Source organism: Pseudomonas sp. R84, assembly GCF_009834515.1.
Taxonomy (GTDB): domain Bacteria; phylum Pseudomonadota; class Gammaproteobacteria; order Pseudomonadales; family Pseudomonadaceae; genus Aquipseudomonas.
In genome coordinates this window covers 5,475,954-5,491,658 of record NZ_CP019426.1, presented here as the reverse complement: position 1 = coordinate 5,491,658, position 15,705 = coordinate 5,475,954, and the positions used below count along the sequence as shown (strand labels likewise).

15 protein-coding genes and 1 tRNA gene are annotated in these 15,705 nt (G+C 59.0%); 6 read left to right on the top strand and 10 right to left on the bottom strand.

Annotated features, from left to right (window positions below; all coding sequences use genetic code 11):
• The first annotated feature begins 99 nt into the window (after positions 1-99).
• Positions 100-2,037 carry an aconitase family protein gene (locus PspR84_RS24235; protein WP_160059400.1) on the top strand — a complete coding sequence of 646 codons (1,938 nt, stop codon included), beginning with the start codon at positions 100-102 and terminating at the stop codon, positions 2,035-2,037.
• Here PspR84_RS24235 and PspR84_RS24230 read toward each other — a convergent pair.
• The 10 genes from PspR84_RS24230 to PspR84_RS24185 form a co-directional block, all read right to left on the bottom strand.
• Positions 2,034-2,834 (bottom strand): DNA-binding domain-containing protein, encoded by an 801-nt coding sequence (locus tag PspR84_RS24230; protein WP_160059399.1) that lies wholly within the window; start codon positions 2,832-2,834, stop codon positions 2,034-2,036. The two genes, PspR84_RS24235 and PspR84_RS24230, sit on opposite strands and share 4 nt — an antisense overlap.
• A complete protein-coding gene (locus PspR84_RS24225) occupies positions 2,824-3,648 on the bottom strand; it encodes a DUF692 domain-containing protein (RefSeq protein WP_160059398.1) in 825 nt (274 codons plus the stop codon). The genes PspR84_RS24230 and PspR84_RS24225 overlap by 11 nt, the downstream gene beginning before the upstream one ends.
• Positions 3,649-3,804: 156 nt before the next feature.
• On the bottom strand, positions 3,805-4,905 hold the full coding sequence (gene ychF / locus PspR84_RS24220) for a redox-regulated ATPase YchF (RefSeq protein WP_034156038.1): 1,101 nt from the start codon (positions 4,903-4,905) through the stop codon (positions 3,805-3,807).
• Positions 4,906-4,927: 22 nt separating this feature from the next.
• Positions 4,928-5,512, bottom strand: a complete 585-nt coding sequence (gene pth, locus PspR84_RS24215) for an aminoacyl-tRNA hydrolase (RefSeq protein WP_007912902.1) — start codon at positions 5,510-5,512, stop codon at positions 4,928-4,930.
• Positions 5,513-5,683: 171 nt separating this feature from the next.
• Positions 5,684-6,283, bottom strand: coding sequence for a 50S ribosomal protein L25/general stress protein Ctc (locus tag PspR84_RS24210; protein ID WP_064387646.1), 600 nt, complete (start codon positions 6,281-6,283; stop codon positions 5,684-5,686).
• A 141-nt stretch (positions 6,284-6,424) separates the two neighbouring features.
• Entirely contained in the window at positions 6,425-7,366 is a 942-nt protein-coding gene (locus tag PspR84_RS24205; RefSeq protein WP_003171603.1) for a ribose-phosphate pyrophosphokinase, read from the bottom strand.
• Between the two features lie 45 nt (positions 7,367-7,411).
• Positions 7,412-7,486, bottom strand: a tRNA-Gln gene (locus PspR84_RS24200).
• 36 nt (positions 7,487-7,522) lie between these two features.
• A complete protein-coding gene (ispE, locus tag PspR84_RS24195) occupies positions 7,523-8,374 on the bottom strand; it encodes a 4-(cytidine 5'-diphospho)-2-C-methyl-D-erythritol kinase (protein WP_160059397.1) in 852 nt (283 codons plus the stop codon).
• Positions 8,375-8,377: 3 nt separating this feature from the next.
• Positions 8,378-8,995: a lipoprotein insertase outer membrane protein LolB gene (lolB, locus tag PspR84_RS24190; RefSeq protein WP_053123767.1), complete on the bottom strand. Its 618-nt coding sequence runs from the start codon at positions 8,993-8,995 to the stop codon at positions 8,378-8,380.
• 3 nt (positions 8,996-8,998) lie between these two features.
• On the bottom strand, positions 8,999-10,723 hold the full coding sequence (locus PspR84_RS24185; protein ID WP_160059396.1) for a tetratricopeptide repeat protein: 1,725 nt from the start codon (positions 10,721-10,723) through the stop codon (positions 8,999-9,001).
• A gap of 182 nt (positions 10,724-10,905) precedes the next feature.
• Here PspR84_RS24185 and hemA point away from each other — a divergent pair, with 182 nt between their 5' ends.
• From hemA to murI, 5 genes are read left to right on the top strand one after another with little or no spacing between them, the layout of a single operon-like run.
• A complete protein-coding gene (gene hemA, locus PspR84_RS24180) occupies positions 10,906-12,192 on the top strand; it encodes a glutamyl-tRNA reductase (RefSeq protein ID WP_007951716.1) in 1,287 nt (428 codons plus the stop codon).
• Positions 12,189-13,271: a peptide chain release factor 1 gene (gene prfA, locus PspR84_RS24175; RefSeq protein WP_160059395.1), complete on the top strand. Its 1,083-nt coding sequence runs from the start codon at positions 12,189-12,191 to the stop codon at positions 13,269-13,271. Before hemA ends, prfA begins: the two co-directional genes overlap by 4 nt.
• Entirely contained in the window at positions 13,272-14,102 is an 831-nt protein-coding gene (gene prmC, locus PspR84_RS24170) for a peptide chain release factor N(5)-glutamine methyltransferase (protein WP_160059394.1), read from the top strand. It begins immediately after the preceding gene.
• Positions 14,096-14,851 (top strand): molybdopterin-synthase adenylyltransferase MoeB, encoded by a 756-nt coding sequence (locus PspR84_RS24165; protein WP_160059393.1) that lies wholly within the window; start codon positions 14,096-14,098, stop codon positions 14,849-14,851. The genes prmC and PspR84_RS24165 overlap by 7 nt, the downstream gene beginning before the upstream one ends.
• Positions 14,844-15,635, top strand: coding sequence for a glutamate racemase (murI, locus tag PspR84_RS24160; protein ID WP_160059392.1), 792 nt, complete (start codon positions 14,844-14,846; stop codon positions 15,633-15,635). The genes PspR84_RS24165 and murI overlap by 8 nt, the downstream gene beginning before the upstream one ends.
• Positions 15,636-15,705: the final 70 nt, after the last annotated feature.

The window sequence follows — 15,705 nt, the reverse complement described above, 5'->3', positions numbered from 1 at the left end:
TGTTTGCCCATTCGTCTCCGATGGGCATCGCTGGGTTCTCCAACCGTCAGCACGAGCGTCGGTGGCCGCTGATAGAGTGGTTTTCAGGAGACCACATCTATGAACAATGCCATACGCTTTTCCGGACGCGTCCTGTACCTCTCGCAGAATCCTCAAGCCATTCGCCGCCAACTCGACGGTGAGGACCTGACACTGGCCGAGGCCGGGCCGCTGCGAGACAACATCTCAACCGACGAAATCACCCCCGTCACCGTCATGATGGTGTACGACGAACGCCTGGGCGAATTCCCCTATGTCGGATTCAAGGCCGGTGAACAATTGCCGATCGCCCGCAATGCGGTGAAGAACGCCGGGTTTGAAATCACTGTTGCTGGCAAGCGCTACGGCAAAGGATCTTCGCGGGAGTCCTCACCGGTGGCCGAGTTGTCGGCGGGGATTCGACTGATTGTTGCCGAGAGTTTTGAACGTATCTACCAACAGAACTGCGACAACATCGGCATCCTGACCACCACCGACTTTTCCGTGCTTGAGCGAATTGCGGCCGGTGAAGCCATCGAGTTTTCGACCTTTCTGGAGGGACGTGACGAGCTGACCCAAGCGATCATTCGCAGCGGCGGCTTGCTCAAATACAGTCGCTCGGCGCGTTGGCCGTTACCGGACGCAAGCCCGGTCGCGCAGGGGCCGCAGACGCTGGTGGAAAAAATCATCAGCCGCCATGTGCATCCCGATACGCGAGGGGTAGTGCGCGGCGAGGGTGTGTTTATCGCTGCGGATTTCCGTTTCAGCCATGACTATTTCACCGGAATGAGCGCGCACCTGATGCATCAGGCATTCGGGCAGCCAGCGCAGCTGATCGATCCGGCGCGGATCATTGCCTTCGAAGATCACCTGGTGCTGGCGCCGCAAAGCATTCCGCATATCCAGCAGGGTTTATTGGACGGTGTCGCCGATCTGGCTCGCGGACATGAACATTTTTCCCGGCAATATCCCGTGCAGTCCCACGGCGCATTGCACGACAAAAGCGGTTCCGAGGGGATTTGTCATGCCCTGATGATCGAACGCTACGCCTTACCTGGGCAGGTGATTGCCGGCACCGACTCGCACACCCCGCACTCCGGCGCACTGGGCTGTCTGGCCTTCGGCGTCGGGGCCACCGAAATGGCCAACAGCTGGGTCACCGGTTACGTGCGCTGCAAGGTCCCCGACACCTTGCGCATCGAAGTCAGCGGGCCGCTGGCGCCAGGCGTGATGGCCAAGGATCTGGTCCTGTATCTGCTGCAGATGGAGTCAATCAAGGCCGGCGGTGCCATTGGCGCAGTGTTCGAGTATGCCGGCTCGGCGATCGAAGCCATGAGTCTTGATGAGCGCGCGACCCTGACCAACATGGTTGCCGAACTGGGTGGCATGACCGGCATTGTCGCCCCGGATAAAAAAACCGTGGCGTTTCTCAAGGAGCGGCGGGGCATCGATTTCCAACTGCAAGACTGGATGCGCAGTGATCCCGATGCGCATTACCGGGAAACCATTCGCATCGACGGCGCGCAGCTGCAACCGATGCTGGCGCGACCTGGCGATCCGGGCAACGGCGTGGCGGTTGGCGATCTGCCAGAGTCGGTGAAGATCGACATCGCCTATGGAGGTTCCTGCACCGCTGGCAAGCGTAGCGACTTCGACTGCTATCACGAGGTCTTGCAGTGGGCGCTGGATAACCAGTACCCACTTACCGCCGACACTCGGCTGTTTCTGCAATTCGGCACGATGGATGTCCACGATTACTGTGAGCAGAGCGGTTATCTGGAGACCTTCGCACGGGCGGGAGCGGTGCTGATCAAGCCAGGATGCGGTGCTTGCGCCAACTGCGGCCCGGGGCAGTCAGTGTCGGCAGATCAGGTCACCATCAGTGCCATCAATCGCAACTTTCCCGGGCGTTCCGGACCGGGAAGCGTGTGGCTTGCCAGTCCGTACACGGTGGCGGCCAGCGCGATTGCCGGACGTATTGTGACCTTTGATGAGCTGCAACAGGCGAGCGCCGGCTAATCTTCGGTGGCGATGAGTAACGCCTCGCCCAACCAACGACTGAGCAGTGCGGCACTGTCGATCAGTGCCGTGGCCGCAGCGGGTCTGGTGGTGGCCCATTGTGCTTGTGCCGCCAGCAACGCTTCGCCCAGCGTGGCGCCCGCGATGAAAAGGCTCAATGCCGCCGCCTCCCATGGAGAAACCGGGCGCACCCTGGCGTGCCAGCCCTGCCGATAGACCAGCGTGACATAACTTCCCGATTGCAGAGCCGGCAGCACTTGCGCGTGCTCGACATGGGCCTGCCACAACGCCGCTATCGGCCACTCGCTGTGCAACAGCGCGCAACCAGCATGCAGGGACAATCGCCGCCCATCGATCTGCTCGGGCTTCAGCACGGCGAGATCCAGCGCGCTCAAGGCGACGATCTCTTCGGTGCGTGCGCTGCAGTGGACAGCCCACTCCAGTGCGGCTATCTCGGCAAAATATGGATAATCGCGGGCGGCCGGGTAATGGGTGAGAAATCCCGGAAGGTGTTCACCAAACAGGCTCAAGTCGGGGTGTCGTGAAGGGTGCACGCGCCCGAAGTCATAGGCGAGCGTGCGGAGAAAATCTTCACCCACCAATGCGGTGAGCACCGGAAACGTCAGTCCCAACGATTGCACCTGATGTTGCCAAAGCCCTTTTCGATAACGGGAAAAACGTTGCCAGTCATCCCCATGACCGTTGCACCAGCCGTCGGGCAACACCGAGGCTGCCGAGTCAGCATCGAGCGCTCGGACGAAACGCTCCTGCAAGGTCGCTAGCTGGTCAAGCGTCATGCAATACCTCCCGGGCGATATCGCGTGCCGTCGCGACCTGTTTCAACAATTCGCCCAGAGGCGGCAGACAGGCATCCCATTCGACCAGCACCGGAACATCGCCGAAGCGTTTCAATGCCTCGCGGTACAACGCCCAGACGGGTTCGGACACAGCGCTGGCATGGTCGTCAACAAGCAGACCTTCTTCTTCGCTGTGCCCGGCCAGGTGCAACTCGCCCACGCAGCCGCGCGCGAGTTTGTGCATGGCCGGCAGCGCAGGCTCAGCATGGTTGTATTGATTGACGTAGAGGTTGTTGATGTCCAGAAGTACACCACAGCCCGTTCGCGTGACGACCTCGGCAAGAAACTGACTTTCGCCCAAGGTGTCGTCTTTGAAGCGCAGACTGGTGGAGACGTTCTCCAGCAACAATTGGCGACCCAACACCGTTTGCACTTGGTCGACCCGTTCGCACACCAGGCTCAGGGATGTCTCGTTCAGCGGCAGGGGCAGCAGATCATTCAGGCATCGGCCTTCGACCGCGCCCCAGCTCAAGTGCTCGGACACCAGAAACGGTTCAACGCGTGCGGCCAGTTGGCGAATACGCTCGACGTGCGCCATGGAAAACCCGCGCACCGAGCCGATGCCCAGCCCAACCCCGTGCAGGCTGATCGGGTAGTGCCGGGCCAGACGTTCAAGGATTTGCAGATCGCGACCGCCCGCGCTCAGATAATTTTCGCTGTGAACTTCCAGCCAGTCGACGGCGGGTAGATCCTTGAGGAAATCGTGGTAGTGGAAGGCTCGCAGGCCAACGCCAATGGGTGGCAGTGGAGGCACGTCAGGTCTCGCGGTTGCTGGGCTCGCGACTGATCATAACGTAGGTGCCGCGCGCTGCCTGCGATGAAATTGATGAAGTCCACAAACGAAAAATCCCCGCATCACTCAGTGATGCGGGGATTTTTCAGGCGCGATAGCGTGTTGCCACGGCCCGGATCAGACGTTGAAGCGGAAGTGCATCACGTCGCCGTCCTTGACGATGTAATCCTTGCCTTCCAGACGCCATTTACCGGCTTCTTTGGTACCGGCTTCGCCCTTGTACTGGATGAAGTCGTTGTAGGCGATCACTTCGGCGCGGATGAAGCCTTTCTCGAAGTCGGTGTGGATCACGCCGGCAGCCTGAGGTGCGGTGGCACCGACTTTGACGGTCCATGCGCGGACTTCTTCGACACCGGCGGTGAAGTAGGTCTGCAGGTGCAGCATCTCGTAGCCAGCGCGGATCACGCGGTTCAGGCCAGGCTCTTCCAGGCCCAGGGCCTCGAGGAACATGTCCTTCTCTTCGCCGTCATCGAGCTCGGCGATTTCCGCTTCGATCTTGTTGCAGACCGGAACGACCATCGCGCCTTCTTCTTCGGCAATGGCGCGAACCACGTCCAGGTGCGGGTTGTTCTCGAAACCGTCTTCAGCAACGTTGGCGATGTACATGACCGGTTTGGTGGTCAGCAGGTGGAAGCCCTTGATTACCGCTTTTTCGTCGGTGCTCATGTTCTTCATCAGGCTGCGTGCCGGCTTGGCTTCGGTGAAATGCGCGATCAGTTGCTCCAGCAGAGCCTTCTGAACCACCGCGTCCTTGTCACCACCCTTGGCGTTGCGCGCGACTTTCTGCAGTTGCTTCTCGCAGCTGTCGAGGTCGGCGAAGATCAGTTCCAGGTCGATGATTTCGATGTCGCGCTTGGGGTCAACGCTGTTGGAAACGTGGATCACGTTTTCGTCTTCGAAGCAGCGTACGACGTGAGCGATCGCGTCGGTTTCGCGGATGTTGGCCAGGAACTTGTTGCCCAGACCTTCACCTTTCGAGGCGCCGGCCACCAGGCCTGCGATGTCGACGAATTCCATGGTGGTCGGCAGGATGCGCTTCGGATTGACGATGGCCGCCAAGGCTTCCAGGCGCGGATCCGGCATCGGCACGATGCCGCTGTTCGGCTCGATGGTGCAGAAGGGGAAGTTCTCGGCCGCAATACCGGATTTGGTCAGGGCGTTGAACAGGGTGGACTTGCCGACGTTAGGCAGGCCGACGATGCCGCAATTGAATCCCATGGTGTTTCCCCTCGGAGTAGAGTCAGGCCTTCTGGCTGTGCAGGTTTTTCATCGCGCGGTTCCATTCACCGGCGAGGATATCCGGCAGCACGCCGAGGGCAAAGTCGATGCTGGCATCGAGTTTTTCCTGTTCGGCGCGTGGCGCACGACCCAGGACGAAATTTGAAACCATACTGGCAACGCCTGGGTGGCCGATGCCAAGCCGCAGACGGTAGAACGTATTCTGATTGCCCAGTTGCGCAATGATGTCGCGCAACCCGTTGTGACCGCCATGGCCGCCACCCTGCTTGAGCTTGGCAACGCCCGGAGGCAAGTCGAGTTCGTCATGCGCCACCAGAATTTCTTCAGGCTTGATGCGGAAGAAACCGGCGAGTGCCGCCACGGCCTGGCCGCTGCGGTTCATGTAAGTGGTGGGAATCAGCAGACGAACATCCTGACCCTGATGCGAATAGCGCCCGGTCAGGCCGAAATATTTGCGATCGGCGACAAGGTTGACACCTTGTGCGTCAGCGATGCGCTCAACAAAAAGGGCCCCTGCGTTATGCCGGGTCTGGTCGTATTCAGCGCCTGGATTTCCCAGGCCAACGATCAGTTTGATGGCAGTCACGATAGGGGCCCTTCCTTTGAGTGGTGAATAACATCGCCGCGATCAGGAAAGGCGGCGAAAGTGGACGAAAAATGCTCATTTACCATGGATGTAAACTCCGCGTTCTCGCCCGCTTTCTCGCTACGTTCCAGTCCGCGATGTTACTTGCTCACTCAGGCACGACAGAGTGAATTACTCTGCTGCGCCTTCTTCAGCTTCTGGAGCAACGCGTGGAGCGTGTACGTTTGCAACAGCTTTGTCGTCACCGTGAGCCAGTGCAACGAACTCAACGCCTTTAGGGGCTTTGAGGTCGGACAGGTGAACGATTGCGCCGATTTCCAGAGCCGACAGGTCGACTTCGATGAACTCAGGCAGATCTTTCGGCAGGCAAGTTACTTCGATTTCGTTCAGGACGTGCGAGATCTCGCCGCCTTTCTTGATCGGAGCTTCTTCACCAACAAAGTGCACAGGCACGATAGCAGTCAGTTTCTGGCCGGCTACGACGCGTACGAAGTCAGCGTGCAGAACGTGACCCTTGGACGGGTGACGTTGCAGAGCTTTGATGATGACGTTCTGCTTTTTGCCGCCAACGTTCAGTTCGATAACGTGGCTGTAGGCAGCATCGTTTTCGAGCAGTTTGGCAACTTCTTTGGCCAGCATGCTGATGGATTCAGGGGCTTTTTCGCCACCGTAAACAACAGCTGGAACCAGAGCGGCGAGACGACGCAGGCGGCGGCTCGCACCTTTCCCCAGGTCGGAACGCACTTCAGCATTCAGAGTAAAATCGTTCATTTTGTATCTCCAAAATAGCCATGACCGAGTGGCGTTTGCGACCAGCGCCGAACACGGTATGGGCAAAAAAGCCCCGCCCCGACAGGAATGCCGGGGCGGGGCGCTTTTCGTCAACGAGACATTTCGAGAAGGGCAGGGCCCTTAACGGAACATCGCGCTGATCGATTCTTCATTGCTGATGCGGCGAACCGCTTCGGCAACAACCGGTGCGATATCCAGTTGACGGATACGTGCACAGGCTTGTGCTGCAGCGGACAGCGGGATGGTGTTAGTCACCACCAACTCGTCCAGCACGGAATTTTCGATATTCTCGATGGCCCGACCCGACAGCACAGGATGTGTGCAGTAGGCAAAGACCTTGGCTGCGCCATGCTCTTTCAAGGCCTTGGCCGCGTGGCACAGAGTGCCGGCGGTATCGACCATGTCATCGACCAGAATGCAGGTACGCCCTTCGACATCACCGATGATATGCATCACTTCAGAGTGATTGGCTTTCTCACGGCGTTTGTCGATGATCCCGAGATCCACGCCCAGGGATTTGGCAACAGCACGTGCACGCACGACGCCACCAATGTCCGGGGACACAATCATCAGGTTTTCGAAGCGCTGATCTTCAATGTCATCCACCAGAACCGGGGAGCCGTAGATGTTATCTACCGGAATATCGAAGAAACCCTGAATCTGGTCAGCATGCAGATCAACCGTGAGAACACGGTCGATGCCGACTACGGTAAGCATGTCAGCGACGACTTTCGCGCTGATAGCCACACGTGCGGAACGCGGACGGCGATCCTGACGGGCATAACCAAAATAAGGAATAACAGCAGTGATACGAGTAGCCGAGGAGCGGCGGAAGGCATCAGCCATCACTACCAGTTCCATCAGGTTATCGTTGGTCGGAGCGCAAGTCGGCTGAATAATGAAAACGTCTTTACCGCGAACGTTTTCATTGATCTCGGCAGTAATTTCGCCGTCGGAGAATTTACCGACAGAGATGTCACCGAGAGGGATATGCAGCTGACGTACGACACGTCGAGCCAGATCGGGGTTAGCGTTCCCCGTAAAAACCATCATCTTGGACACGCGCAGTACCTAGAGGCTGAGGGTAACCTGGATGAGTATAGAAAATGGCAGGGGCGGCTGGATTCGAACCAACGCATGGCAGGATCAAAACCTGCTGCCTTACCGCTTGGCGACGCCCCTGTATCTGTTGCATCAAGTGCCGTGCACTTGGTTCCTTTAGAGCAGACTTTGCAGCTTGCGGTGCAACATCGAAACGTTGCTTCCTTTCGCTACAAACCCTGTAAGGGTCTCTGTCAGAAGGGCCGAGACTTTATCAGCTTCAGCTTTGCTTGGGAAGCCCCCAAACACACAACTTCCAGTTCCGGTGAGCTTTGCTTCGGTAAATTTACCTAACAAATCCAATGCGTTACGTACCTCTGGATAACGCCTTGCAACCACCGGCAAGCAGTCATTTCGACTGTTTCCCTCGGGAACGGGGCGCACTTTAATGGGCGGCGTGTTACGTGTCAACAAAGGATCGGAAAAAATTTCTGCCGTACTAACAGAGACTTGCGGTACGAGCACCAGATACCAAGGTTCTTCGGGATCGACCGGGGTCAGTTTCTCACCCACACCCTCGGCAAATGCCGCATGGCCACGGACGAAAACCGGCACGTCGGCACCCAGCGTCAGGCCCAGAGTAGCCAGGCGATCTTCATCCCAACCCAGTTGCCAGAGATGATTGAGGCCGAGCAACGTGGTCGCCGCATTTGAACTGCCCCCACCAATGCCACCGCCCATGGGCAGCACTTTGTCGATCCAGATGTCGATACCCAGCGTACAGCCCGATTGTTGCTGGAGCATTTTTGCCGCGCGCACGATCAGGTTGCTGTCATGCGGCACGCCAGCGAATTCGGTGTGCAACTGAATCACGCCGTCATCACGCACGGCAAACGTGATTTCATCGCCGTAATCGACAAACTGGAACAGCGTCTGCAACTCGTGATACCCGTCGTCGCGGCGCCCGAGAATATGCAGCATCAGGTTGAGTTTGGCCGGCGAGGGCAAAGTCAGGCGTGCAGCGGTCATGGGTTATTGCCCCAACTTGCGCGGCTGCCAGGTCTTGATCACCAGCGTCACGTCGAGGTCAGTGCCGTGCAGCTTGATGCGCTCCGGCAACCAGTAACCGTTTTGTTCGGTGTAGGCGGTGTATTCGACTTTCCAGCCATCCTGTTCAAGGCTGGCCAAACGACTGTCGGCGTCCAGATTCAAACGGCTTTTAGTGTCCGGAGCCGGCAGGCCACGCACCCACCAGGCCAGATTCGACACCGGCAGTTTCCAGCCCAACTGCTCTTCAAGCAGGGCTTCCGGGGATTGCGATTCGTAGCGGCCCTGGTTGGCGACTTCCAGCGAGACCTTGCCCGGACGCCCGGTCAGGCGTGCCGCGCCACGACCCAGCGGGCCGGACAGGCGAATGTCGTAATAATCCTGACGTTGCAGCCAGAACAGCGTGCCGCTACCGGAATCTTTCGGTGCGCGGATGCCGATCTTGCCGTCGATCTGCCAGCCGTCGAGGCCGGTCAGCTGTTGTTTGTTCGCGGCCCATTGAGCTGGACTGCCGTGGCCCTCGACCGATTCGCGAGTGCCAAAACCGGAGCAACCGGCGAGCAGGGCGATGAAGCTGAAAACAATAACGTGGCGCAAAAACATGAGTTAAAGAGTCTCGGATCCGGTCAGGCGCTTGATGGTGCTGCGCAGAATGGTGCTGTCGGGCTGATCTTTGAGGAATTTGCCCCAGATTTGTTTGGCTTCACGCTGGTTGCCCTTGGTCCACAACACTTCACCGAGGTGCGCGGCGACTTCGTGATCCGGGAAACGCTCCAGCGCCTGACGCAGATATTTCTCGGCGTCATCCAGATTGCCCAAGCGGTAATTCACCCAGCCGAGGCTGTCGAGTACGGCGGGGTCTTCCGGGTTGATCTGGTGCGCCTGCTCGATCAGCACTTTGGCTTCAGCGTAGCGCGTGGTGCGATCGGACAGGGTGTAGCCGAGTGCGTTGAGCGCCATGGCGTTGTCCGGATCACGCTTGATGATCAGGCGCAGGTCTTTTTCCATTTGCGCCAGGTCATTGCGTTTTTCCGCGAGCATGGCCCGGGTGTACAGCAGATTCAGATCGTCCGGATACTGCTGCAAGGCTGTCTGCAAGACTTTCCAGGCCTTGTCGTCCTGCTTGTTGGCAGACAGGGTTTCCGATTCGATCAGGTACAACTGAATCGCGTAGTCCGGTTGCTCGTCGCGCTGGGCGGCGAGTTTGCTTTGCGCTTCAGCGGTTTTGCCGTTGTTCATCAAAATATCGGCCTGACGCAATTGCGCAGGCAGATAGTCGTTGCCCGGGCCGACCTGGGCGTACTCGATGAGGGCGCCTTGCGGGTCGTTGCGCTCTTCTGCGATGCGACCGAGGTTCAGATGCGCCGAATCGACGTGGCTTTCACGAGCGATCAGGTCTTCCAGATAACCCTTGGCTTCGTCCCAGGCTTTGGCTTCCAGGCAGACCAGGGCCAGCGAGTAACGCAGTTCGTCATCTTCCGGGTATTGCTGCACAAGGCTGGAGAACTCGGCTTTGGCGTCGTCCATGCGGTCTTGTTCGACCAGCATGCGTGCGTAAGTCAGGCGCAGGCGTTTGTCGTCCGGGTATTTCTTGATGCTTTTTTGCAGCAGGGGCAGCGCTTCATCGCCACGGTTCAGCAACTGAAGCAGGCGCGCGCGCAGCAGAATCGGAGCGATTTCGCCATCTTCCGGCGGATTGTCTTCCAGTAGTGCCAGTGCCGCTTTGTTGTCGCCATCCTGCTGCAACAGCAGGGCCTTGCCGAAAATCAGCTGACTGTTGTTCGGATGACGCTGCAACAAACGGTCAAAACTTTTCATCAGGCCGTTGCGGGTTTCCTGATCGGTATCGGCGGCCGACAGCGCGAGGAAGTCGAAATGGGTATCGCCCTTGCCCTGCAGGACTTTCTCCATATAGACCATCGAGTCGTCATAGCGCCCGGCGCGTGCCAGTTGCACGGCGGCGGCGCGTTGCGCTTCGAGGTCGTCCGGCGCATTTTTCGCCCAGATCAGCGCGGTATCGAGGGCCGGTTGATCGGCGCCCAGATATTCGGCGATACGGAATGCACGTTCGGAGACGCCCGGATCCTGCGTATTGATGGCCTGGGTCACGTAGTTATCCAGGGCAATGTCGAAACGATTGCGCTGGCCGGCGAGTTCGGCGCTCAACAGGCTGAAAACGGTTTCCTCGCTGAACGAGCTGTAAACCTTGGGCTTTTCAGGCGCGGGCGTGGTGTCTTCAACCGACGGCGTACCGTCCGTCGACACGGGAGCCAAAGCCTGGCAGCCGCTGAGGAAGACAAAAGCGAGGAGCAACGCGGAAGATCTATTCATATAGGAAGAGGACGACTAACCTGCGGTCGGATCATCATGACACAAGCCTTCGGCCAAACATAACCGAGTCTCAGTTGTGCCCATTATAGGGGCTGACGATTGGGACAATAGTCAGCGGTAGTTGTTCTGAATCTTTCGAAGTAGGACAATTGCCGGCTTCACGTCACCATCAGCGACTTTGAATGGCCTTCCTTGCACTCGGTATCAACCACAAGACTGCTTCAGTAGACGTCCGCGAGCGCGTGGCCTTTACCCCTGAGCAACTGGTGGAAGCTTTGCAGCAGCTTTGCCGACTGACCGACAGCCGCGAAGCTGCGATCCTCTCGACCTGCAATCGCAGTGAGCTTTATATAGAACAGGATCAGCTTTCTGCCGATATCGTGCTGCGCTGGCTGGCCGACTATCACCATTTAAGTCTCGATGAGCTGCGCGCGAGTGCTTATGTGCATGAAGATGATGCGGCAGTTCGTCACATGATGCGCGTCGCCTCCGGGCTCGACTCGCTGGTGTTGGGCGAACCGCAGATTCTCGGTCAGATGAAATCGGCCTACGCCGTGGCCCGAGAGGCCGGCACCATCGGTCCGCTGCTGGGACGACTGTTTCAAGCGACATTCAACGCGGCCAAGCAGGTGCGCACCGACACCGCCATCGGTGAAAATCCGGTATCGGTGGCGTTTGCCGCCGTCAGCCTGGCCAAACAGATTTTCAGTGATTTGCAGCGCAGCCAGGCCCTGCTGATTGGCGCCGGCGAGACCATTACTTTGGTCGCCCGCCATTTGCACGAGCTGGGGGTCAAGCGCATCGTCGTTGCCAATCGCACGCTGGAACGCGCCAGTCTGCTGGCCGAACAGTTCGGCGCCCACGCGGTGTTGCTGTCGGACATCCCGGCAGAACTGGTGCGCAGCGATATCGTCATCAGTTCGACTGCCAGTCAGTTGCCGATCCTCGGCAAAGGCGCGGTGGAAAGCGCATTGAAGCTGCGCAAGCACAAACCGATCTTTATGGTCGACATCGCCGTTCCCCGCGATATCGAGCCGGAAGTCGGCGAGTTGGACGACGTTTACCTTTATAGCGTCGATGATCTCCACGAAGTGGTCGCCGAGAATCTCAAGAGTCGTCAGGGTGCAGCGCAAGCCGCTGAAGAGATGGTTTCGGTCGGCGCCGATGATTTCATGGTGCGCCTGCGTGAGCTGGCGGCGGTCGATGTGCTCAAGGCCTATCGTCAACAGAGCGAACGCCTGCGTGATGAGGAGCTGCAAAAAGCCCTGCGCCTGCTCGCCAACGGTGGCAACGCCGAAGACGTGCTCGGGCAACTGGCCCGTGGCCTGACCAATAAACTGTTGCATGCGCCTAGCGTGCAATTGAAAAAGCTTTCTGCCGAAGGCCGCCTCGATGCGCTGGCCATGGCTCAGGAACTCTTTGCCCTTGAGGGCTCACCGGATAGCTTTTCGGATAAAAAACCGCAATGAAAGCGTCACTGCTCAATAAGCTGGATGTTCTCCAGGACCGTTTCGAGGAACTGACCGCGCTGCTCGGCGACGGCGAAGTCATTGCCGACCAGGCCAAATTCCGCGCTTATTCCAAGGAATACGCTGAACTCGAGCCGGTCGTGCAAGGCTATAAAAAGTTGCTCAGCGTACAAAGCGATCTTGAAGGCGCCCAGGCGCTGCTCAAGGACAACGACCCGGACATGCGTGAAATGGCCGTGGAAGAAGTCCGCGAAGCCAAGGAGTTGCTGATCACCCTGGAAGCCGACCTGCAACGCATGTTGCTGCCCAAGGATCCGAATGACGGCCGCAACGTCTTTCTCGAAATCCGCGCCGGCACTGGTGGCGACGAGGCGGCGATTTTCTCCGGCGACCTGTTCCGCATGTACTCGCGTTACGCCGAGCGTCGGGGCTGGCGCGTGGAGATCCTCTCGGAAAACGAAGGCGAACACGGCGGCTATAAAGAAGTCATCGCGCGCATCGAAGGCGACAACGTTTACGGCAAGCTGAAATTCGAATCCGGCGCGCACCGCGTTCAGCGTGTACCCGCCACCGAATCCCAGGGCCGTATCCACACTTCGGCCTGTACCGTGGCGGTATTGCCCGAGCCGGACGAGCGCGAAGCGATCGAGATCAACCCGGCGGATTTGCGTGTTGATACGTTCCGCTCCTCCGGGGCCGGTGGTCAGCACGTCAACACCACCGACTCGGCGATCCGCATCACGCACATCCCGACCGGCACCGTCGTCGAGTGTCAGGAAGAACGTTCCCAGCACAAAAACCGTGCCCGGGCGATGGCGTGGCTGTCGGCAAAACTCAACGATCAACAAACCGCTGCGGCGGCCAATGCCATCGCCAGCGAGCGTAAATTGCTGGTCGGTTCCGGCGACCGTTCCGAGCGAATTCGTACCTACAACTTTGCTCAGGGCCGGGTCACTGACCATCGCGTCAACCTGACCCTGTACTCCCTTGACGAAATTCTTGCCGGTGGCGTTGAAGCGGTGATCGAGCCATTGCTGGCCGAATACCAGGCTGACCAACTCGCAGCGATAGGTGAATAAATGACCATCATTGCCAGCCTGTTGCGTGCCGCTGAATTGCCGGATTCACCGACTGCGCGTCTGGATGCCGAGTTGCTGCTTGCCGCCGCACTGGGCAAGTCGCGCAGCTTTCTGCACACCTGGCCCGAGCGCATCGTGCCGAGTGAAGCGGCGCTGACCTTTGCCCAATACCTGCAACGGCGTCGTGGCGGCGAGCCGGTGGCCTACATTCTCGGGCAGCAGGGGTTTTGGAAACTCGATCTGGAAGTCGCACCGCACACGCTGATTCCGCGTCCGGACACTGAATTGCTGGTGGAAGCGGCGCTGGAATTGCTGCCCGCGACGCCGGCCAAAGTGCTCGACCTCGGCACCGGCAGCGGCGCGATTGCTTTGGCCTTGGCCAGCGAGCGTTCTGCATGGAAAGTTACTGCAGTGGATCGCGTGCTCGAAGCCGTGGCCCTCGCTGAACGCAATCGCCAGCGTCTGCATTTGAACAACGCCACGGTGCTGAGCAGTCATTGGTTCAGCGCGCTGGAAGGTCAGCGTTTTCAGTTGATCATCAGCAACCCGCCGTACATTGCCGCCGCCGATCCGCATCTGGTTGAAGGCGATGTGCGTTTCGAACCGGCCAGCGCATTGGTCGCCGGTGAAGACGGGCTCGACGATCTGCGTCTGATCGTTGCGCAGGCCCCGGAGCATCTGCAGGCCGCTGGCTGGCTGATGCTCGAACACGGCTATGATCAAGCCGAAGCCGTGCGTGATCTGTTGCTGACGCGCGGTTTTGAAGACGTCCACAGCCGCACCGATCTGGGCGGCCATCAACGCATCAGTCTGGGGCGCCTGCCGTGCTGAATGATCAGGAATTGCTGCGCTACAGCCGGCAGATTCTGCTGCAACACATCGACATCGACGGGCAATTGAAGCTCAAGGACAGTCGCGTGCTGATCGTCGGTCTCGGCGGTCTCGGTGCGCCGGTTGCCTTGTATCTGGCCGCGGCGGGTGTCGGTGAGTTGCACTTGGCGGATTTCGATACCGTCGACCTGACCAACCTGCAACGCCAGATCATCCATGACACCGACAGCGTCGGCATGAGCAAAGTCGACTCGGCGCTCAAGCGTCTGACCGCGATCAATCCAGAAATCCAACTGATCCCTCATCTTCAGGCGCTCGACGAGGATTCTCTCGCGGCTGCCGTGGCGGCGGTGGATCTGGTGCTCGACTGTTCCGATAATTTCTCCACCCGCGAAGCGGTCAACGCTGCGTGTGTAGCTGCGTGTAAACCGTTGGTCAGCGGCGCGGCGATTCGACTCGAAGGGCAGTTGTCGGTGTTCGACCCGCGTCGTGCCGAGAGCCCGTGCTACCACTGTTTATACGGGCACGGCAGCGAAGCCGAACTGACTTGCAGCGAGGCCGGTGTGGTCGGGCCGCTGGTCGGCCTGGTCGGTAGTCTTCAGGCGCTGGAAGCGTTGAAAGTACTGGTCGGTTTCGGTGAGCCGCTGGTGGGCCGTTTGCTGTTGATCGATGCTTTGGGTTCGCGTTTCCGCGAGTTGCGCGTCAAGCGCGATCCGGGTTGCAGCGTCTGTGGTTCGCGCCATGCGTGAAGCGCCGATCGGCGTGTTCGACTCCGGCGTCGGCGGCCTGTCGGTGCTGGCGGAAGTCCAGCGTTTGCTGCCCAACGAATCGCTACTCTATGTCGCCGATTGCGGGCACATTCCCTACGGTGAGAAAACCCCGGAATTCATCCGTCAGCGTTGCAGCGTGATGGCCGGTTTTTTCCGTGAGCAAGGCGCCAAGGCCTTGGTGCTGGCCTGCAACACGGCGACGGTCGCAGGCGTTGCCGATTTACGACGTGATTTTCCCGACTGGCCGATTGTCGGCATGGAGCCTGCGGTCAAACCTGCCGCCGCCGCGACCCGCAGCGGTGTTGTCGGCGTGCTTGCCACCACCGGCACGTTGCAGAGCGCCAAGTTTGCCGCGTTACTGGATCGCTTTGCCGCTGACGTACGCGTGATCACCCAGCCATGCCCCGGCCTGGTCGAGTTGATTGAATGCGGCGATCTGCACAGCGCCGAGTTGCGCGCATTGCTGCAAAGTTATGTCGACCCGCTGTTGGCCAGCGGTTGCGACACGATCATTCTGGGCTGCACCCACTACCCCTTTCTCAAGCCGATGCTCAAGTCGATGATCCCTGTGGAGATCAGCCTGATCGATACCGGTGCTGCTGTAGCGCGGCAACTTCAGCGCCTTTTGGCGGAGCGCGATTTGCTCGCTGCCGGCCCGAACCAGCCGGTCAGATTCTGGACCAGCGCTGATCCTGCGTACTTCACAAACATCCTGCCGCTACTGGGTCAGAGTGCCGGCGAAGTGCAAAACTTTGACTTGTAAAAAAATTGTGAAATAACTAAAAAATCAGCTGAACTTCTAAGCAGGCGCTAGCTTCTATAGCGAAGAGTTA

Bases quoted from the DNA above. Each gene is read 5' to 3' on its own strand.
- PspR84_RS24235 (WP_160059400.1), top strand. From the start codon at position 100: ATGAACAATGCCATACGCTTTTCCGGACGCGTCCTGTACCTCTCGCAG.
- PspR84_RS24230 (WP_160059399.1), bottom strand. From the start codon at position 2,834: ATGACGCTTGACCAGCTAGCGACCTTGCAGGAGCGTTTCGTCCGAGCG.
- ychF (WP_034156038.1), bottom strand. From the start codon at position 4,905: ATGGGATTCAATTGCGGCATCGTCGGCCTGCCTAACGTCGGCAAGTCC.
- PspR84_RS24210 (WP_064387646.1), bottom strand. From the start codon at position 6,283: ATGAACGATTTTACTCTGAATGCTGAAGTGCGTTCCGACCTGGGGAAA.
- ispE (WP_160059397.1), bottom strand. From the start codon at position 8,374: ATGACCGCTGCACGCCTGACTTTGCCCTCGCCGGCCAAACTCAACCTG.
- lolB (WP_053123767.1), bottom strand. From the start codon at position 8,995: ATGTTTTTGCGCCACGTTATTGTTTTCAGCTTCATCGCCCTGCTCGCC.
- PspR84_RS24185 (WP_160059396.1), bottom strand. From the start codon at position 10,723: ATGAATAGATCTTCCGCGTTGCTCCTCGCTTTTGTCTTCCTCAGCGGC.
- hemA (WP_007951716.1), top strand. From the start codon at position 10,906: ATGGCCTTCCTTGCACTCGGTATCAACCACAAGACTGCTTCAGTAGAC.
- prfA (WP_160059395.1), top strand. From the start codon at position 12,189: ATGAAAGCGTCACTGCTCAATAAGCTGGATGTTCTCCAGGACCGTTTC.
- prmC (WP_160059394.1), top strand. From the start codon at position 13,272: ATGACCATCATTGCCAGCCTGTTGCGTGCCGCTGAATTGCCGGATTCA.
- murI (WP_160059392.1), top strand. From the start codon at position 14,844: ATGCGTGAAGCGCCGATCGGCGTGTTCGACTCCGGCGTCGGCGGCCTG.